The sequence below is a fragment of the Xenorhabdus griffiniae genome (assembly GCF_037265215.1).
Classification (GTDB): Bacteria; Pseudomonadota; Gammaproteobacteria; order Enterobacterales; family Enterobacteriaceae; genus Xenorhabdus; species Xenorhabdus griffiniae.
This window is the reverse complement of record NZ_CP147737.1, coordinates 2,775,179-2,796,549: the sequence shown is the minus strand read 5'-3', so window position 1 is coordinate 2,796,549 and position 21,371 is coordinate 2,775,179. Positions and strand designations below refer to the sequence as shown.

Annotated in this window: 10 protein-coding genes; 8 read left to right on the top strand and 2 right to left on the bottom strand. The window is 44.7% G+C overall.

Translation table 11 applies throughout. From position 1 onward, the window contains the following. Nucleotides 1–104: 104 nt before the first annotated feature. The 7 genes from copC (at nucleotide 105) to htpX (ending at nucleotide 6,736) form a co-directional block, all read left to right on the top strand. A complete protein-coding gene (copC, locus tag WDV75_RS12160; RefSeq protein ID WP_273557978.1) occupies nucleotides 105–491 on the top strand; it encodes a copper homeostasis periplasmic binding protein CopC in 387 nt (128 codons plus the stop codon). Beyond that, nucleotides 491–1,411 carry a copper homeostasis membrane protein CopD gene (gene copD, locus WDV75_RS12155; RefSeq protein WP_273557977.1) on the top strand — a complete coding sequence of 307 codons (921 nt, stop codon included), beginning with the start codon at nucleotides 491–493 and terminating at the stop codon, nucleotides 1,409–1,411. Before copC ends, copD begins: the two co-directional genes overlap by 1 nt. 77 nt (nucleotides 1,412–1,488) lie before the next feature. After that, entirely contained in the window at nucleotides 1,489–1,839 is a 351-nt protein-coding gene (locus WDV75_RS12150) for a YebY family protein (protein ID WP_273557976.1), read from the top strand. Between the two features lie 411 nt (nucleotides 1,840–2,250). Beyond that, the gene (locus tag WDV75_RS12145; protein WP_273557975.1) at nucleotides 2,251–2,748 is read left to right on the top strand and encodes a GAF domain-containing protein; all 498 of its coding nucleotides are present in this window, start codon (nucleotides 2,251–2,253) and stop codon (nucleotides 2,746–2,748) included. 95 nt (nucleotides 2,749–2,843) lie between these two features. Continuing rightward, complete coding sequence (gene proQ / locus WDV75_RS12140; protein WP_273557974.1) at nucleotides 2,844–3,554, top strand: RNA chaperone ProQ; 711 nt, start codon at nucleotides 2,844–2,846, stop codon at nucleotides 3,552–3,554. 19 nt (nucleotides 3,555–3,573) lie between these two features. Next, nucleotides 3,574–5,673, top strand: a complete 2,100-nt coding sequence (prc, locus tag WDV75_RS12135) for a carboxy terminal-processing peptidase (protein WP_273557973.1) — start codon at nucleotides 3,574–3,576, stop codon at nucleotides 5,671–5,673. 178 nt (nucleotides 5,674–5,851) lie between these two features. Continuing rightward, nucleotides 5,852–6,736 carry a protease HtpX gene (gene htpX / locus WDV75_RS12130; RefSeq protein ID WP_273557972.1) on the top strand — a complete coding sequence of 295 codons (885 nt, stop codon included), beginning with the start codon at nucleotides 5,852–5,854 and terminating at the stop codon, nucleotides 6,734–6,736. A gap of 272 nt (nucleotides 6,737–7,008) precedes the next feature. Here htpX and WDV75_RS12125 read toward each other — a convergent pair whose 3' ends face one another. Next, nucleotides 7,009–7,938 (bottom strand): hypothetical protein, encoded by a 930-nt coding sequence (locus tag WDV75_RS12125; RefSeq protein WP_273557971.1) that lies wholly within the window; start codon nucleotides 7,936–7,938, stop codon nucleotides 7,009–7,011. 567 nt (nucleotides 7,939–8,505) lie between these two features. Between WDV75_RS12125 and WDV75_RS12120 the strand changes: the two genes are divergently transcribed. Next, nucleotides 8,506–9,264 (top strand): SDR family NAD(P)-dependent oxidoreductase, encoded by a 759-nt coding sequence (locus tag WDV75_RS12120; protein ID WP_273557970.1) that lies wholly within the window; start codon nucleotides 8,506–8,508, stop codon nucleotides 9,262–9,264. 89 nt (nucleotides 9,265–9,353) lie between these two features. Here WDV75_RS12120 and WDV75_RS12115 read toward each other — a convergent pair whose 3' ends face one another. Then, entirely contained in the window at nucleotides 9,354–20,930 is an 11,577-nt protein-coding gene (locus WDV75_RS12115) for a non-ribosomal peptide synthetase (RefSeq protein WP_273557969.1), read from the bottom strand. Between the last annotated feature and the right edge of the window lie 441 nt (nucleotides 20,931–21,371).

The following is a 21,371-nucleotide window of genomic DNA, read 5'->3' as shown; positions in this document are numbered from 1 at the left end:
AGGTCAGGACATTACTCGTCAATTACCGCAGATTAAACAGATTTTTTGGTATAGAATCTCCCTTCAAGCATAAAAATTCATCTACATATTAAAGGGTTATCTATATGTTTATTCTTAACCTCCGCTCATTCTGGACCAAATTATCGGCGCTTGTGGTTCTGTTTGTCGGCATATCTTGTCAGCAGGCTTTGGCCCATGCACATTTGAAAGATCAGACTCCCGCAGAAAATACAACGGTTGAAGCTGCTCCACAAACTATCACCTTGAACTTCTCAGAACGTATTGAACTGGGATTTAGTAAGGTAAAATTGATTGGTCCAGAAAAAGCTGTAGTTAAAACAGGTAAGTTGGAACTCGATCCTGAAACCAAAACCAAGTTAATCCTGCCAGTTGAAGGTAAACTTACTGCGGGAAAATACAGTGTTGACTGGAGTGTACTCTCTGTCGATGGCCATAAAACCAAAGGCGTTTATAGTTTTACCGTAAGATAATGATCTCTCTAGAGGCGCTATACATATTCTGCCGTTTCTCTCATTTTGTGGTCGTCATGTTGATGTTCGGCCTTAGCTTATTCACCGTAATTGTTTCCGGGCATTTTTCGATCCTAATGGGAGAACGGTTAAAAATTGGAGTATTAATCAGCACCGTGCTGGCTTTGATAACTTCAATTATCTGGTTTATTGTGCAGACTGGATTAATGGGGGATGGCTGGCACGATATTTATGCTCTGGATATTTGGCTGGCAGTCTTGGGAACCTCTTTTGGGCAAGTCTGGAGATGGCAGTTATTAATAGCTGCACTAGCTGTGGGGGGATTGTTCCTTTCCAATATTAAGGTCAGAAATTTCCTGTTGTTAGGTTGCTCAATTATTTTACTTTCAAGCCATGCTTTCATTGGACATGCAGCTATGTATGAAGGAAGCATAGGGCTATTACTTCAAGCCAATCAGGTTATCCATTTACTCAGTGCAGGTTACTGGTTTGGTGGATTGTGGCCATTCTTAGTGTGTCTGCAATTCTTGCGATTACGGCCGCCAGCAGAAACAAGCTTATCGCCTAATGCGACTGACTTATATGCAGATAGTGTAATAGCCATGCGGAAATTCTCTCTTTATGGGCATTTTGCCGTGTTTCTGGTGATTGTGACAGGCATTGTGAGTAGTGTGATTCTTATTCCAGATTGGCCCATTTTCAGTCGTGATCTGTCAGAATACCAATCCATGTTATGGTTAAAAATAGTGCTGGTTATTGGAATGGTTCTTTTGGCTTTGATTAACCGCTATATTCTCGTTCCCAAATTGAAGCAGAAAAGGAGCTATCAGCAATTGATAATCAATAGCTGTTTGGAAATTATTCTGGGTACAACGGCACTGTTATGCGTAGCGATTTTTGCAACGCAACCGCCTGCGTAATGATTGGTGCAGATTTGGGTACATGAACAGGAAAATTAACGATAAAATCACGGCACGTATCTATCAGGGGAAAGATAATGAAACGACTATTTTGGGCTTTGCCTCTTTTGCTTCTCTCTTTTCAGGGAGTGGCTGCACCAATAAAAACCATTAGCAAGCTACAGTTTGGCAAACAGTGGGCATTTACTCGCGAAGAGGTCATGCTTGATTGTCGGGCAGATGGCGCGTTGTTTGTGATAAATCCCAGCACGTTGATGCAATATCCGTTGAATGATCGCGCAATACAACTGATGCAAGCTAATAAAGTGATTGCATCATCATTAGAGACAATCCTCTTAAATGACCCCGATCATCCCAATCAAAAAATGAGTGTTGAACCTTTCCAGAAAGCGGCATTGGCTCTATGTGACCATCCATCCCACCGATAATGGTTAAAATTTGGTAAATCATTGTATGTCAACTACGCTTTAAGTCGTAAGTTGTTCTACGTCTCAATAGCAACTTTTAGCGCAAGGCTCTTTAATAGAGCTATTTTCCCTAGGCCGAGTAGAGGAGTAAACTCGGCCTTTTTTTGCGTGTGCTTAAAGTCACAAGACACTATCCTGATGCAAGTCACGTTAGTTTTTAAATAAGCTGTGATATCTCCCTAAATTTTATAAGTGAATACTGGTAAAAATAATTAAAGAAAATTTAAATTCAGGAAGAGAGACGGTATTCTGAAAGAAAATTTAAATCATAGTGGCAGATTATGCTTAGAAATAGTCTGTTAAATATGGTAAAAATTTTGCGTGAAATAATTGTTTCTATTTTGTTAAATATTGTCTATTGCGTAGGAGCTTATGGATAAGAATGAATTTTATCAAGAGCTAGCAGATAGTCTGATGGCCTTGCTATCAGGGGAATACGATCTTATCGCTTCTCTTGCTAACACAAGTGCGTTGTTATACGAACGTTTGAGTAATGTTAATTGGGTTGGTTTTTATTTAGTTGATGATGATACCCTAGTATTAGGGCCATTTCAGGGTAAGATCGCCTGCGTTCGTATTCCTGTAGGAAAGGGTGTATGCGGAACGGCTGTTGCAAGTAAGTGTATACAGCGTATTTCTGATGTGCATGCTTTTCCCGGTCATATAGCCTGCGATGCCACCAGTAATGCTGAAATTGTGCTTCCTTTAGAAGTTAATGGGCAAGTTATTGGCGTTTTGGATATTGATAGCACGGTTTTTGATCGGTTTGACGAGAATGATGAAAATGGCTTGAAAGCGCTAGTTATCAGGCTTTGTAACCATTTGGAACAATGTGTTGTGTCAAAATATCAACAACAGAACGTAACTTAACATACGTATAACGTGGCATTTATCAGCAACGCTATTATAATGTCGCCTGTTCATGCCTGCGCTGGTTGGCAAAACCGTTGTAATCAGGAAATTTCATGGAAAATCAACCTAAGTTGAACAGTAGTAAAGAAGTCATTGCTTTCTTGGCTGAGCGCTTCCCGCTTTGTTTTGTAGCAGAAGGTGAAGCACGTCCTTTGAAGATCGGGATCTTCCAGGACATCGTTGAACGTATTAAGGATGAGGAGTGTTTGAGTAAAACACAGCTTCGTTCTGCTTTGCGCTTGTATACCTCCAGTTGGCGTTATCTCTATGGTGTAAAAGAAGGAGCCCAGCGTGTTGACCTTGACGGAAACATGTGTGGCGAGCTGGAAATTGAACATATTGAACATGCGCGTCAACAATTGGCAGAAGCGAAAGCACGAGTACAGGCTCAACGATCTGAACAGCGTGCCAAGAAACGTGAAACTGAAAACGTATCTGACAAGAAAACTGAACGCCCTGTGAATAAAAAACCGGCTCCTCGACATCAAAAGAGAGCTGGTGATAGTGAAAAACGTCCAGTGCGTTCGCAAAATCGCTCGCAACAATCGCGTAAACCGGCAGATAAAACCATAAAAAAAATTGCACAACCTGAGTTAAACTCAGTCACTGACGTATCCTCTTTGACAGTCGGTCAGACTATCAAAGTAAACGTAGGAAAAAGCTTAATGGATGCATCTGTGCTTGAAATTGCAAAAGATGGTGTCAGAGTGCAGTTACCTACTGGTTTGGCAATGATTGTACGCGCAGAACACTTAAAGTTCTGATACGGAGGCCAACTTGGGCATGAACAAACTCATTACATTGGCTTTCGTTTTAGGTCTATCATTTTCTAGTATAGGTTATGCAGATACTATTAATGATAATGTTGCGAGTGGTAGCCACGCTACTAACGCCAATGTCATTAATGATCACAATACGGCTGTTATCAGTCTGAGCCAACTGCCAGATTTAAAACCGGAACCACAGCATTCCACTGTAAGTAAGCGGATTGTTTCCCGCTTCCTTCGTTCTCATTATCGCCAGTTTTATCTGGATGCAGATTTTTCAGGAAAAATTTTTGATCGTTACCTGAATCAACTGGATTATGGACATAATGTTTTTTTAGCATCTGATATCGCTCCATTCGCGCCTCAAAAGGGAAAATTAGGAAAAGAGCTTGAAAATGGCGATCTAAAACTTCCTTATGATCTCTTTAATCTGATGCAAAAGCGCCGCTTTGAACGTTATCAATATGTGCTCTCCCGTTTAGAACAACCCGTTGACTTAAACGGTCATGACACTATTGAAACTGACCGCATCAAAGCACCATGGCCAAAGAGTGTTGAAGAGTTGGATAGGCTTTGGGATGCCAAAATCAAATTTGATTGGATAAACCTCAAGTTATCCGGCAAAAAAGATGATAAAGAAATTAAAGAAACCCTGACTAAGCGTTATCGGACGTTATTAAAACGCCTCACACAAACCAAGAGTGAGGATGTTTTTCAAAGCATCATGATGGCTTTTGCCCGTGAAATAGATCCGCATACCAGTTATCTCTCACCTCGTGAGACAGAACAGTTTAATTCAGAAATGAGCTTATCTCTTGAGGGTATCGGTGCTGCTTTACAATACGATGATGAGTATATTGCCATTAATTCATTGCTCGCAGGCGGTCCGGCGGCCAAAAGCAATTTATTGAAAGTTGGAGATAAAATCATTGGTGTTGGGCAAGCAGGTAAGCCCATTGTCGATGTTGTTGGATGGCGTTTGGAAGATGTTGTTGCTCTTATTAAAGGGCCGAAGGGGAGTAAAGTTCGCCTTGAAATCATACCAAGCACAAAAGGGGCAAAAAACCACATTGTTACCTTAACCCGCGAGAATATCCGCCTTGAAGATCGTGCTGTCAAGATGTCAGTAAAAACGGTAGGGAAAGAGAAGGTTGGTATTCTGGATATACCAAGTTTCTATGTCGGCTTGACTAACAATGTAAAAGTGCAGTTGCAGAAACTCACTAAACAGAGGGTTTCCTCGATTGTTATTGATTTGCGTGGCAATGGTGGTGGAGTATTAACCGAAGCTGTATCGTTATCTGGTTTATTTATTCCTACTGGTCCGGTTGTCCAGGTTCGGGACAATACTGGTAGAGTGAAAGTGGAGGCAGATACAGATGAAGCCGTATATTATAAAGGTCCTCTGGTTGTTCTGATTGACAACAGAAGTGCTTCTGCCTCTGAAATTTTTGCAGCGGCCATGCAAGATTATGGCCGTGGACTGATCGTGGGAGATCCCTCTTTCGGTAAAGGTACAGTTCAGCAATATCGCCCTTTGAACCGTATTTATGATCAAATGCTACGGCCTGAATGGCCAGAAATTGGTTCTGTGCAATATACGATCCAGAAATTTTATCGGATAAATGGTGGCAGTACCCAGATTAAGGGGGTAACGCCTGATATCATTATGCCGACAGGAGAAGAACCTTCTGAAATAGGGGAAAGCCAAGAAGATAATGCGTTACCTTGGGACAGCGTTCAGCCTGCGCATTATACTTCCTTGAAAGTGATTTCAGAGTTAACGCCACTATTGACTAAGCTGCATAATCAACGGATTGCTAATGATCCTGAATTTAAATATATCAAACAGGATATTGCTTACTATAAAGTCATCAAAGAACGTAAGGGCGTTTATTCCTTGAACTATGCTCAAAGAGAGAAAGAAAACAAGGAATACGAAACAATCAAATTGAATCGCCTTAATGAACGCTTTAAACGGGAAGACAAAAAAACGCTCAAGTCGCTTGATGATTTGCCAAAAGATTATAAAGGGCCAGATCCTTATTTAGATGAATCTGTAAAAATTGCCCTGGATTTGGCGCATCAGCCTGCTGAAATGGCTGTAACAAGGTAGTTTTAAACTTCGTTATAGATAAAAGGTCGGCTTGTTAGTCGGCCTTTTTATCATATTGTAAAGTTATGTTGATTCTATCGCTTAACGTCTTAAAAAACTTGAATAATATGGGATGAATCCCCATCTTATGGCTTAACTCTTAGTTGAACTGTTTGATAATTAAAGGAAGCAAATTTATATGATGAGAATTGCCTTGTTCCTTCTCACAAACCTTGCTGTCATGGTGGTGTTTGGAATAATACTTTCACTTACAGGGGTTCAGCGGAGCAGTGTTGCTGGCCTCATGATTATGGCTGGTTTGTTTGGTTTTGGTGGAGCATTCATTTCTTTGTTAATGTCGAAGTGGATGGCTTTGCGTTCTGTTGGTGGTCAGGTTATTGAAAAACCTTCCAACGAAACTGAAGCCTGGTTGATGGAAACTGTACGTCGTCAGGCGGATCAAGTTGGAATTACTATGCCACAAGTGGCTATCTATGATGCCTTGGATATTAACGCATTTGCTACAGGAGCGCGCCGTAATGCTTCTCTGGTTGCTGTTAGTACGGGGCTATTGAACAATATGAGCCGTGATGAAGCTGAAGCCGTCATTGCTCATGAAATTAGCCACATTGCTAATGGTGATATGGTAACAATGACATTGTTGCAGGGTGTCGTGAATACATTCGTCATCTTTATTTCACGTATTATTGCACAGGCTGCTGCGAGTTTCCTTTCCAGCAGCGATGATGAAAGTGAAAGCAGCAGTAATGGTAATCCCATCGTCTACATGGTGCTTTCCATGGTGTTGGAGATCGTATTTGGTATTTTGGCTAGTATTATTACTATGTGGTTCTCCCGTTACCGTGAATTCCATGCGGATGCAGGATCAGCGAAATTGGTTGGTCGCGAAAAGATGATTGCTGCATTGCAACGTCTTAAGACCAGTTATGAACCTCAGGAAGAGGGCAGCATGATGGCATTCTGCATTAATGGTAAGGGTAAAAGTTTCAGTGAGTTGTTCTTATCTCATCCGCCGTTGGATAAACGTATTGAAGCCCTTCGTAGTGGTGAATATCTAAAATAATGCGGCTTAAATAGAATCGGTTAAACTATACCAATCTAACTTCAAGATGTGTGTGATGTCTCCTCATGAAGCAGCGAGACATCACATTTCATATCGTGTTGTAAATGGCAACTTAAAGTTTAATGTGTATATACGCATTACCTTTCAAGTTGCTCATTATAAGACAACATAACTCATTGTTTCTCCCCGCTGCGCGGGGAGAAACAATATGCATTTTGAAGTGAGATGGGTATATATCTTAATTTATATGGTGGCATAAGCCGCCATATTATTTATATTTCATAGCCGCGATAACCGGTTAGAATCCGTTCCCATTCTTGTTGGGCGAACCAGGTTTGGGTTTCGCCATTATAATGCATTTCATCGGATAGGAAGACACCATATTCAGAAGCGATGCCCGTGTAATTTGGCGAATTCCTTGCATCAATTAAAGTACGATATTTAGGTGCTGCGGCAATAACGGCTTTAATTGCTTCATGCACATAGCTGGTATTGATGGGATCAAAAGCGACTGAGAGTGGGTAATATAACCGCCACGGAATATTGTGCGAGCCGATAGCATTGTTAATACCGGTAATAATGCGGATAAAATTTATCTCTGATGCTTTGGCTGCATCTAAACTCTCTGTTTCTGCTTCCCATTGATTCCAATGAATAGCCAAAATACGCGGTTTTTTGCCCATATTACGCAATGATTGAATTGCCATGCGTAAGGTTCTAATTGCACGGGGATAGAGGGATTCCACATCTCTGGCATCACGCTCCGGTGCCCAGCGGTTATCAGGGTAATTATCTAGATACATTCCTTGTCCTCCCCAGCCCATCAAAATCACGTAAAGATCGGGTAAATCCAGAGCATTGCCCTGATTGATATGATCTTGCCAAAATTTCGCAAAGCGGTTGGCCGCGTTATAAGGATGATCCTGGTTACCGCGAGGTAAGCCAGCGGGAGCACCAATATTGGCGCTTCCGAAGCTGGTTAATCCTGTCCAGTGAATTTTGGAAAAATGAGTGTTATAAACCTCTGGCAGGGATAGTGTGAATACATTATTTAAACCTTGAGTAATCCTTTTATTTGGCGGCAATTGTGTGCCATGACCATAGCTATTGGATTGTCCAAGGATGATAAGTAATGGAGCATCATTGGATTTCCATGATGGATATTTTGGTTCGGGAGAGTGAAGTTGTTTGTATGTCATCATTTTCCCCTTAAGGTAGGTGAATTAATTAGGTATTGCACTCCTTGCGAAAAAATTATTTATATAAGATAAAGTGTACATGGTTAATCAATCTAATTTATTTTTTGCACCTAAAACAAGCATCAATATATATTCGATAAACTTCAAGTTGCAATCCGCAAGACGAGACGAGGCTTTATATTTTCCCACTGCGCGGAGTAAGGAACTCCAACATCTGATACTTTCAGTATTATGAAAACCTATTTGGCTTTAATTGTCAGATATATACCAATCTAACTGCAAGATGCGTGTGATATCGTGTTGTAAATTGCAACTTGAAGTTTAATGCGTATATAAATAAGTACATTATATTTAATATTAAATAAGTAATATTTTATATTGTGGCTAACTAATATAATTTTGTTGAGGGAAGACTCTGATATTTTATATTAAATAGTGTTTCAAAATGATAGGAGTATTCCTTACCCCGCGCGCCGCGCGGGGTAAGGAACTCCAACATCTGATACTCTCAGTATTATGAAAACCTATTTAACCGGTAAGCTTTGAAGATATATCAATAAGGATAATAAAATGATTCGATTTGAGAATAAAGTTGTCATTATTACTGGTGCAGGCAGTGGTATTGGTGAGGCTACAACGAAGCGTTTCTCACAAGAAGGTGCCATTGTGGTGTTAGCTGGGCGGGACACAGAGAAGCTTAATCGTGTATTAAGTGAATTGTCATCAAACAAAGCGTTAGTGATTCAGACAGATGTTGCGGATCGGGAATCGGCTAAAAATATGGTTGATGAAACAATCAGGCATTTTGGCCGGATAGATATTTTGGTGAACAACGCAGGTTTGTATGTGGTTGGTGATTTATTGAGTACATCACAAGAAGACGGTAATGCCGCGCTGGCGACGAATCTTAATGGTGTACTCAATTGTAGCTATTTTGCTTTGCCTCATTTACTGAAAAGCAAAGGGTGTATTGTCAATAATGCTTCGGTATCAGGCTTGGGGGGTGATTGGGGTGGCGCTCACTATTGCGCAGCCAAAGGCGCTGTCGTAAATTTAACCCGCGCGATGGCACTGGATCATGGTTCACAAGGGGTTCGTGTCAATGCTGTTTGCCCAAGCTTAGTATTGACGCCAATGGTTGCTCGCTTTGATGATGAAACCCTTGCGCATTTCGATAGCCGCATTCCGTTAAAAAGAGCGGGCCAACCTTCTGAAGTGGCAGCAGCCATTGCATTTTTGGCCAGCGAAGACGCCAGTTTTATTAATGGGGTGAACTTGCCGATAGATGGTGGGGTTAATGCATCCAATGGTCAACCTAATTTTAATTAAGTCTGCCGCAGACATTGCCTGTTAGGTAATCGACTGAAAAGTGGCTCCACGAGGTGTGGAACCACTTGATTTCGTTTTGGTCAATGGTATCAATTTGGGCTTATAACGCTGGCCAGTTCACACAGTGTAGGATGAGTGAACAAGGTTGCTAATGGAATTTCCATGTCTTGCTCATGCATACGAGCCAGCAATTGTATTGCTATCAATGAATGACCTCCTAATGCAAAGAAATTGTCATAACGACCGATCTGTTCTCGTTTCAGCAATTTCTGCCAAATTTCAGCCAGTGCAGTTTCCACATCACCAAGGGGCGCTTCGTAACCGGAAGTTGTTCCAATAGTAGATTGTGATATCAGTGCATTTTGCGGCAATTCAGCCTGAATAGCGTTGAAACCGGTTAATAGCTGCTGGCGCTCTGTGGCAGACAGGGTAGCAATACTCATGATTGGTTTTTGGGGTTCGGTTTCTAATGTTTTTACCAGATCTGCTAAAGCAGATGTCATCTCAGCAATCAGGCGTGCCGGATCGATTCCCGATATTGTCTGAGCTGTCAACAGGAAGCCTTTACCCAAATCATCTATAGCCAGATAGATGGGATAGTTAGTCCTTTCTCGTCCTGTTACCAGACGTATACCTTCCCATAGAGTATTGGTAACATCCGGTTGGCTATGGCGATAATTGAGGAGTGTATTAAAAAGCGGCAGAGGATGTGCTACTCCGCTGCAACGTTGAGCCAGCGCCAAGGGTGCCTGTTCATGTTCAAGTAACTGCGTCAAACTGCGGTAAGTTGTTTGTACGGTTTCTTGTGTACTGTTCCCCGCAAGTGTGATCCGCACGGGCAAGGTGTTGATAAACAGTCCCAGAATTCGCTCAATATCGGCACTTCCTTGCATACGCCCTGACAAAACTGTTCCGAAGACGACATCATCTCGCCCACTTATTTTTGCCAGCACTTGTGCTAACGCAACATGGAACAGGATCCCAGGGCTAACACCTTGACGGCGAGCCTGTTTGCGAATAGCACGAGTCAGTGCTGCACCAAGTGGCCTGTTAGTCTCAGTGACTGGTCTGTCTCCACTGTGTACATCCAATATGCCGAACGGGGTTGTTGGCGTATCCACATCCGCGAGCACTTTCCGGAAATAGGCTACGTGATCGGGCATCGGCATATGCAAGGATTGGGCGATAAAATGGCGGTACGGTAATACAGGCGGTAATTGCTCCGTACGATGATGCAGGAGTTCATTAATTTCGGCAACGATAATATCCAAAGAGATATGGTCATTAAGGATATGGTGACAACACAACGCTAACAACCACTCGTCCTGATCCGGATCATGTGCGATATCAGCAGAGAGTAGCGGAGCCTGGCTGATATCGAGTCGGTGTTGGTACGGATCTGTCTGTGCCAACAATTGAGATGGCACGTCTTTATCGTTATCGGGCACAAAGGTCCTGATGCGCAGAGAAGCCTGACGCCAAACCACCTGAACGGGCTGTGTTAAGCCCTGCCAGCAGATGGCAGTACGCAAAATATCGTGACGATTAATCACCTGTTGCAAAGCAGCCAGAAAAGCATCGAGACGCTCGCGAGTATTGAAAGCAAGCAGGAGATGTAACAGATAAGCATCTCCTTGTGGTTGCAGTAGATGATGGAACAGCATACCTTCCTGTAATGGTGCAAGCGGATAGATATCCTGAATATTGTTGACACCATGGGGCGTAGTTGCAGCGATAATATCAATCTCGCGTTGTGTCAGAGAAACCAGCGGCAGCATATCAGGCGTGATGGCGGTGCAACCAGCCGGGATAAGATTGGGCGGCACGGTGAGCGAAGGGGCATCATCCTGAATTACCTGTATTATTTTCGCCATTTCAGCCAGTGTTGGTGTGGAAAATACAGTACGAATATCAAGGTGGCAACCTCGATTGCGCAGCCGCTCAATCAGGTTGATAACCATCAGAGAATGCCCACCAAGTTCAAAGAAATGATCATAACGCCCAACTTTTTTCAGTCCTAATAAAGCTTGCCAAATTTCAGCCAGGGCAATTTCCATTTCACCGAGCGGCTCTTCATAACTATGGGTTGCAATGGATGTCTGATCCGGCATCGGTAGTGCCTGGCGGTTAATTTTGCCATTAGGAGCCAATGGAAAAGCATCCAGTGTCACAAATGCACTGGGTAGCATATAGTCGGCGAGATATTGTGCGAGTTGCTGGCGCAGCTCTGTTGGTGCCAGTTTTATATTCGGTTCGGCGATCAGATAAGCAATTAGGCGCTTATCACCCAGCTTATCTTCACGGGCAAGCACGATAGCTTCACGCACGCCGTGGCATTGCATCAATCTGGTTTCAATTTCCCCCAGTTCGATCCGGTAGCCGCGTAGCTTGATCTGAAAATCATTGCGACCAAGGTACTCGATATTGCCGTCAGATCGCCAGCGAGCCAAATCCCCGGTCTTATACATGCGAGCGTTGGGATGTTCGCTAAAGGGATCGACAATAAATTTCTTTGCTGTCAGCGCCGGTTGGTTGGAATAACCACGGGCGACCCCCATTCCGCCGATATAGATTTCACCACTTACGCCAACAGGCACTGGCTGACAAAATGCATCCAAAATATAGATACGTGTGTTGGACAGTGGCCGGCCAATCGGAATATTGTTAGTGATAGGCGGAGCATATTTTTTATCTATCACCATTTCTTTATCTATCTGCATAGCCGTAGCAGTGATGGTAATTTCTGTTGGACCATAAGCGTTGAACCAGCGGCAGGATTGGGTTTCCGGGCACGACAGCCAATCTATTAAATAGCGGTATTCCACTTTATCTCCGCCAACAATCACGGTGTGTATATAGGGGCTGAAACCGACACGTCCTGCCTTCATTTCTTGAGCCCAATGATGCCAGAAAGCCGTCGGTATATTGATGATCGTCACTTTCTGTTCACGTAAAAAATCAACAAATGAGCTATTCGGTATTTTGATAGAAGGTGGACGCAAAACCAGCGTGGCACCCGATGCCAGGGTAGGAAAAATATCTGACACTGAAATGTCAAACGCGAAAGTCACAAATTGCAGAATACGATCCCCCAAACCAGGTTCACTGATCTGGCAATGAGCATGGATAAGGCTGACAACATTGCGATGTTCCAGCATGACACCTTTGGGGTTACCGGTTGAACCCGAAGTGTAGATGATATAGGCCAAATGATGCGGCTGAACGCCTGTTTGCCTGCTGTCAGGGTTATAAACAGGCTGTTTTTGCAGATTATCTTGGTAAGTTTCATCATCCAGCAGCCAGATGGGAATATCTTGTATTGGTAAGCGTGTCTGTAAATGTTTCTGAGTCAGCAATATGGCAGGTTTGCAGTCTGACAATTGATAAATCAGCCGTTCGGCAGGGTATTCTGGATCAAGCGGAATGTAACCGGCACCGGCTTTTAAGATCCCAAACAGTCCAATGATCATGTCCAAACCCCGTTCAACCTGAATTGCTACGCGGTCATCGGGACGTACACCAAAAGCAATCAAACGATGTGCCAGTTGGTTGGCACGGCAGTTCAGTTCTTCATAACTTAAGGTTTGTTTTTCAAAGATCACCGCCGTAGCATCTGGTGTACGTTGTACCTGAGTTTCGAACAGTTGATGAATCAAGGTATTATGCGGAAAATCAGCTTGAGGCGCATTGAAATCAACCAATAATTGTTGGCGTTCTGCAACGGATAACATTGGCAGGTGAGCAATAGCCTGTGTTTCATTCGTTGTCATAGCAGTCAGTACATTATTGAGATAACTGACCATGCGTTCAACTGTCGTCCGGTCGAACAGGCTTGATGCATATTCCAGATAACCACTGAGACTATCCTGGCTTTCGGTCAGTGACAGTGTCAGGTCAAAATACGCGCTGCGATGTGGAGGCACCATCTTCGAGACAGATAAACCCGGTAACTCAAGGGATTGAGTGGGGGTATTGTTCAGGGCCAGCATAACCTGAAAAATCGGGTTGTAGCTCAAGCTGCGTTCGGGTTTTAGGGTTTCCACCAATTGTTCAAAAGGCAGATCTTGATGTGCATAAGCTGCCAGCGTCTGTTTACGAACGTGAGCGAGTAGATTTGCCACCGAGTTGCATTGTTCCAGTTCGATACGTACAGGCAGGGTATTGGCAAAAAAGCCGATCAAGCCTTCAAGTTCATTCAATGAACGGTTGGCAACGGGGGTGCCAATCACAATATCATCTTGTCCGCTCAAACGGGCAAGCACGATGCTCCAGGCTGTAAGCAAGGTCATAAATAATGTGGCATCCTGCCGTTGTCCGAGCGCTTTGAGAGCCGACAATAAATCAGCATTCAAGTGAACGGGCACATAAGCGCCGGTGTAACTTTGTTCTGGCGGGCGTGGGTGATCAATCGGGAGAGTCAGCAATGTCGGTGCGTTTTGCAGTTGTTTCTGCCAGAAATCCCGTTGTGCAGTCAGAGCCTCATCTCGTAGCCATTTTTGTTGCCAGACGGCATAGTCTGCATACTGGATAGGTAAGTGAGGTAAAGGATCGCCACATTTCCCTTGCGCGGTACGATAGAGGGCACTCAGCTCGCGGAACAAGATTCCTACTGACCAGCCATCGGTAATGATGTGATGCTGGGTAAGGATCAACACATGTTCTTCATCAGTCAGTTGCAGTAAATGACCTCGAATCATTGGCTCATTAGCGAAATCGAATGGGGTTTGTGTTTCAAGTTCTGCTAATTCGTTAATGCGGCTCAGACGAGACGTTTCGTCTAGCCTGCGCAGATCATGACTGGTGAGAGAAAAACCCGTGTCTGCATTATCGATGTGTTGGTAAGGTTGGTCATTAATCAGGACAAAACGGGTGCGCAAACTTTCATGTCGGCTAACGAGTTGGTCAAGTGCAGCCGTAAACGCAGTATGATCGAGCTTTCCGCTGAGATGCAGGATTATCGGAATATGATAGGCCAGATTGGCTTTGCTGTTGAGTCTGGCAAGGAACCACAAGCGTTGCTGGGAGAAAGAAAGCGGTAGCGGTTGATTGCGATCGGTAACGGGAATAACGATTTGCGCTGTGACAGGCGTGTCGATGAGCAAGGCAGCTAAATCGGCCAGAACCGGATGGGAAAAGAGTTGCTGCAAGTGCAGTTCTCGCGCCAGTTTCTGGCGTATTCGTGCGGCAAGCTGAATGGCGAGCAAAGAATGACCACCAAGGTCAAAGAAATGATCATGACGACCGACTTGTGCCAGTTTCAGCAATTCTTGCCAAATTCCGGCCAGCGCTGTTTCTATGTCTCCGATGGGCGCTGCATAATTGCGTGTCGCGAGTGCTGTTTGATCTGGCATTGGCAGGGCCTGACGGTTGATTTTGCCATTGGGTGTTAATGGAAAAGCATCAAGCGTGACAAAGGCGCTAGGCAGCATATATTCGGCAAGGTGTTGTGCCAGTTGCTGGCGTAGTTCTGCGGGGACCAGTGTCGCATTGGGTTCGGCGAGCAGATAAGCAACCAGCCGCTTTTCATTGGATGTCTCTTCGCGGACAACCACAACCGCGTCCCGTACACCGCGACATTGCGCTAATGTCGTCTCAATTTCACCAAGTTCGATACGGAAACCACGTATCTTGACCTGAAAATCATTACGGCCAAGATATTCAATATTGCCATCAGGCAACCAACGCGCCAGGTCACCACTTTTGTATAAGCGGGCATCAGGATCTGAAGAAAAAGGATCAGCAAGGAAGCGTTCAGTGGTTAACTCTGGAAGGTTCAGATAACCGCGGGCAACACCGATGCCGCCAATGTAAAGCTCGCCTGTAACACCGATTGGCACGGGTTTTTGGTGACTATCAAGCAAATAAATTTGGATATTGGCTATGGGCTTTCCAATCGGTACTCGTCCGATATACCGTTCTGGCACGCATTGCCAAGCGGTGACATGGATCGCAGCTTCAGTTGGGCCATATAAATTGTGTAACTGGCAGTGAGCAAAATGGGACAGACATTTCTGCTGCAAGGCATAAGGAAACTCTTCACCACTGCATAAAATATGACGCAAGGAAGGACAACAACCAGCAGGAATAGCATGGACAAATTGCTGGAGCATGGCGGGCACGAAGTAGATAAGCGTAATCCGGTGTTTTTCTATTTCAGACCGTAAATAGTGCGGATCTTTATGACCATCGGGGCGAGCCAGAATCAATTTGGCCCCAAACATCAGGGGTGGGAATAGCTCCCAAACAGAAACATCAAAACTAAATGGTGTTTTCTGCAAGATCCGATCCTGCGGAGTTAATTGATAAGTCTTCTGTGACCAGAGCAGACCATTCACGACACTACGGTGTTCGTTCATAACCCCTTTGGGTAAACCAGTTGAACCAGAGGTATAAATCACATAAGCCAGATGGTGTGAGGTTAGGCCAAGCACTTTGGGATCTGGGTTGCTACTTGGCATGTTTGTGGTAAGGAATGTAAGGTTACTGAGATCGACAATGGGTACGTTGGTCAGTCGATTGATTAACATTGTTTGACTGAATAACGTTTGGCTGAGTAAGGCAACGGGAGCAGCATCTTCAAGTATATAAGCCAGTCGTTCGGTCGGATAGCCTGGATCGAGCGGGACATAAGCCCCACCAGCTTTAAGGATAGCGAGTAATCCCACCATCATGATGGGACTGCGTTCAGCACAAATCGCTACCCGATCATCAGGACGGACACCCAAGGTAATCAGATAATGCGCTAAACAATTGGCTTGACGGTTCAGTTCAACATAACTCAATGATTGCTCTTCAAAGATGACAGCAATCGCATCGGGATTTTGCTGTACTTGCTTTTCAAACAGTTGATGAATAAATGTGTCTTGTGAGAAGTCGGTTGCTGTATTTTGAGAGAATACAAAGTCTGGAGACGGTGGAAGCGTGTTGAAATCCACCAGCACTTGTTGGCGTTCTGCGCTGGGTAAAATCGAAATAGCCAAAACAGGCTGGTGGGGTGAGGTTTCCAGTGTTTCGACCAGTCCCGCCAGGGCAGTCGTCATATAGCCGATCAAACGAATCGGATCGATGTCCGATACGGTTTGAGCAACCAAACTAAATCCATCACCCCAATCATCAACAAATAAACCAATAGGGTAATTGATTCTCTCTTCTACCATCAGCAGACGCACACCTTCCCATTTAGCCAAGGTCGTATCCGCCTGGCTATGACGATAGTTGAGTAGTGTGTTAAAGAGTGGCAAAGGAGGGATCACGCTACTGCAATGTTGAGCCAGTGTCAGTGTTGCCTGTTCGTGTTCCAGCAACCTCATCAAATTGAGGTAAGTTTCTTGAACGCTCGCTTGTGCACTATTATCTGTCAGCCCGATCCGAATGGGTAACGTATTGATAAGCAGCCCCATCATTTGATCGATGCCAGTACGGCCCTGCATACGCCCCAACAATACCGTACCGAAGACGACATCGTCGCGGCCACTGGTTTTTGCCAGCACCAGCGCTAAAGCAACATGAAACAATATACTGGGGCTGACACCCTGACGTCGGGCTTGTGTGCGAATGGCTCTGGACAGCGCCATATTCAGTGGCTGTCTGGCCTCGGTTATCTGCTTATCTTCACTGTGAATATCCAGTATCCCGAAAGGTGCTGTTGGTGCATCTATGTCAGAGAGTACCTTATGAAAATAAACTTCATGATCTGAAGCCGGCGTATGCAGGCATTGGGCGACAAAATTACGATAAGGCAATATTGGAGGTAATTTTTCAGCATGACAGTTGTCAGGATGTTCATTGTCGCGATGGTCAGGTAATAATGCATCAATTTCATCAATGATGCGTTCCAGTGCGACATGATCACAGACTAAATGATGGATACACAAAACCAGTAACCATTCATCCTGATGCGGGTTATAGGCGATATCAGCGGAGAAGAGGGGGGCCTGACTCACATCAAGACGGTACTGTTGTGGATCGGTACGCGCCAGTAATTGGCAAGGGATATCCTGTTCGTCATTGGGTAAGTATGTATTAATGTTCAAAGCTGCTTGTCGCCAGACGACCTGGACTGGCTGTGCTAACCCCTGCCAGTAGATTGAAGTGTGCAGAATATCGTGACGGTCAATGACTCGTTGTAGGGTTGCCAAAAAGGTATCGAGCCGTTCGCGGGTGTTGAAAGCAAGCAACTCGCGTAACAGATAAGTATCGCCCTGTTTTTGCAACAGATGATGGAACAAAATTCCTTCCTGTAGCGGTGCGAGAGGATAAATATCCTGGATATTGGCCGCACCACCCGGGATGGTCGCGGCGATGGCATCAATCTCGTGCTGGGATAAGGACACTAAAGTCAACATGTCGGGGGTAATGGCAGTACAGCCGTCAGGGATAAGATTGGGGGGTACAGTGAATATCGTGGTATTTTCTTGTTCTGTATTCCCTGGAACCGTGTCTTTTTGAACCGACAGTAGCGCTTTTGCCATCTCTTTCAAGACAGGTTTAGTGAAGACAACCTGAATATCAAGACACCATCCCAATTCACGTAGTTTTTCGATCAGGCTAACAGCTATCAGCGAGTGCCCGCCAAGCTCGAAAAAGTGATCGCAGCGGCTGACATATTTCACGCCAAGCAATATTTGCCAAATTTGACTCAGAAGGGTTTCTGCTTCACCTATGGGCGCCTGATAACTGCGTGTGACGATTGCCGTATGATCGGGTTTGGGAAGCGCCTGACGGTCAAGTTTGCCATTGGGTGTCAGTGGAAAGGCATCAAGTGTCACGAAGGCACTGGGTATCATGTATTCTGCAAGCTGTTGTGCGAGTTGCTGCCTTAATGCCATGGGTTCCAGTTCAACACCGGTTTGCGGTAATAAGTAGGCAACTAGCTGTTTTGCTACTGAACTGTTTTCACAAGGCAGCTTTTCACAAGGTAATACTACGGCTTCACGTACGCCGTGGCATTGCCGCAGTCTTGCTTCGATCTCTCCCAGCTCAATACGGAAACCACGCAGTTTGATCTGGAAATCATTACGGCCGAGATATTCAATTTTGCCATCGGGGAGCCAACGTCCCAGATCACCGGTTTTGTACATACGAGCATTGTGCTCAGAAGCGAGCGGGTTGATGAGAAAACGTTCAGCAGTAAGTTCAGGACGGTTCAAGTAACCGCGGGCAACAGCGACGCCAGCGATATATATTTCTCCCACAACTCCGCACGGCACGGGTTGACCGTGTATATCAAGGATATAGATCTGAGTATTGGCGATGGGACGACCAATCGGCGGGGCATGATTTCCCTGACTTTCACATCGACAAAGAGTCGCACAAACAGTGGCTTCCGTCGGGCCATATGCATTGATCATCTGTCGTCCTTGCGCCCAGCGTTTGGTCAGCGTAGGCGGACACGCTTCTCCTCCCACTATTAAGGTTTGTAGGGTTGCCGGAAGCGAGTCCATAGTTGCCAGAGCCGTGGGGGATAAGAGGGCATGAGTAATGGCGTGAGTCTCTAAGTAGTGAAACAGCGTTGTTCCCGGCAGCAAGTTTTCCCGTCTGGCAAGGTAAAGGCGAGCGCCCGCCAACAGAGCCATACAACATTCCCAAATACAGGCATCGAAACTGTTTGAGGCAAATTGCAAAATCCGACTGTCTGGAGAGATGGTGAGTATGTCTTGCTGAGTAGTGATCAAGTTACACAAACTGCGATGTTCGATCATGACGCCTTTGGGTTGCCCTGTGGAGCCTGAAGTATAGATAACATAAGCCAGATGACGGGAGGTCAGTCCCAAGGTTTGAACCTCTGGATTTTCTTCCGATTTTTCATCCAAAACAGAATCGTCTGGAATATCAAGCAGAATGGTTGGCAGGTGACTATTCCCTATTTCTGTCATCGTTGTTTGAGTAATCAGCGCCACGGGAGCGGAGTCATTGAGCATATAGGTCAGCCGTGTGGCTGGATAAGTCGGATCAAGGGGAACAAAAGCTCCACCGGCCTTGAGGATACCTAATAAACCGATCACCATTTCCAGACTACGCTCAATACAAATTGCCACTCGATCATCAGGACGTACGCCGAGAGCAATCAGATGATGCGCCAGACGATTGGCACGTTTATTTAGTTCATCGTAGCTTAACGATTGCTCTTCAAAAACCGCGGCAATGGCATTGGGTGTGCGCCGTACTTGTGTTTCGAACAGTTGATGAATCAGAGTATCTTGCGGAAACTCGGCGTGGGTGGCGTTGAAATCCACCAATACCTGCTGATGCTCGATGTCGGGCAGGATTGGCAGATTGGCTATTTTGGTCTGCGTAAGAGAAGGCATCGCCAGAGAAGTGAGAGCGGCATCAAGCAGGACAGCAAGACGGGAGCGGAGCGTTATAACTTCCGTGCTACTCAGATAATCAGGAGAATAATAGAACTCAATGGAAATCGGGGAACAGGTCTCTTCAGAACGGGCGGTGTTTGTGTATTGCTTCATTCTGATACAAAGAGGGTAGGGGGCACCGGAATGTAGTTCTAATTGTTTGACGCTGACGTCTTCTCCTGCCATATGCAAATTGGCTTTAAAGGGTTCGAGAGATAAAGTTACATCAAATAATCGAGCATTTCCTGCTTGTTGGCGCGCGTGTATTTGTCGGTTAAGTTCTGCGATGGGAAAGCGTTGATGCTCATGGCAAAGACTCATTTCGGTTGCAGCTTTGCGCATGACATCACGAAACGTATCCTCTGGCGAAAGGGTGATGCCAATGGGGAGCACGGAGGCGAACATACCCATCGTGGATTTTTGTCGCGTATTTTTGCGGTTGTGCACAGGAATACCAATAACAATGTCATTGACATCTGCTGTTCGTGCAAAGTAGCAGGCCAGAATGGCATACATGAAATGCAGGAAAGGCAATCCCTGTCCGCCAGCTACTTTTTCGATACGTTTAAACAAAGCCTGGTCGATGGCCCAAATAACAGGCTTGGTTTGTTTATGGTTTATCGTGTTATTGAAATTGGCCGGCTGGAGCAAGGGAGGAGGCTGGTTTTCATAGCGTTTTAACCAAAATTGCTGATCGTGTGAGTAGTGTTCAGAAGCCAGGTAATTGAGGTTATCCGTAATAAAATCCAGATAAGAGTGAGCAGAATTGTTCAGGATTTCTCCATTCATCAGGCGATTATAGGCATCGATAACCTGATTGGTGAGTATGAACATACCTGTGCCATCAATGACTAAATGATGACAGCAAAATTGCCAGTACCGATAGTTATTGCTGACGCGCAATAAATTGGAACGCCACAGTGTTTCATTTAGGCGAAATGGACGTATGAACTCGTCATCCATGTATTGCTTTGCTCTGGTTTCAGCATCTGGATGCAATGAAAAATCCTGTATATCCACGGCTACCGAGAGAGAACGAACAACCTTTTGCCTGGGTAAAGCGTGGGTGTTGAGAAATTGCAAACGCAGAGTGTCATGACAGTAAACAACAGATTCAAAGGCACGGGCAAATAATGTTTCATTCAATTCCCCTTCAATGCAGATAAAAATGCTGAGGTTGTAGTTGGAAGAATTGGGATGAATTGCCTGATCAAACCAGATGGCTTGCTGGGGAGAACTGAGGGGATAGGTAGACAAGGAGAGAGAATGGTTATTACAAGCGACTGAAGAAGTTTGTGAAGCGTTTTCGTGTAACATTATCATGACTCCTTTGTGTAATTATTTGGTTTTTATTTGTTGCATCCGTTTGAAAATAAATGAAGTTATGCCTATAACTGTTTCTCTGTAAACATGAACGAGTTGTCGATGATTTGGTGTATTTCTGCGCTAAATACACACTTGATAGTAACATCTTGAAATTAAATTAACTGAAATAAATACCGTGTGTCGATATTTTTTTGTTACTTAAATGTTGATAATGAATGCGGGCGTTATAGCGGATGGTTAAAGCGGAATATCAGGACAAGATGGAAATTATCCCACCAGATTGGTGGGTATACGCATTAAACTTCAATACAACACGATATGAAACCCGATTTCTCCCCGCTTCGCGGGGAGAAATCACACGCATCTTGAAGTTAGCAAAATCCGCCGTAAACCCTCGACAGGGCGGGGAGCAGTCACATGGGGATATATCAA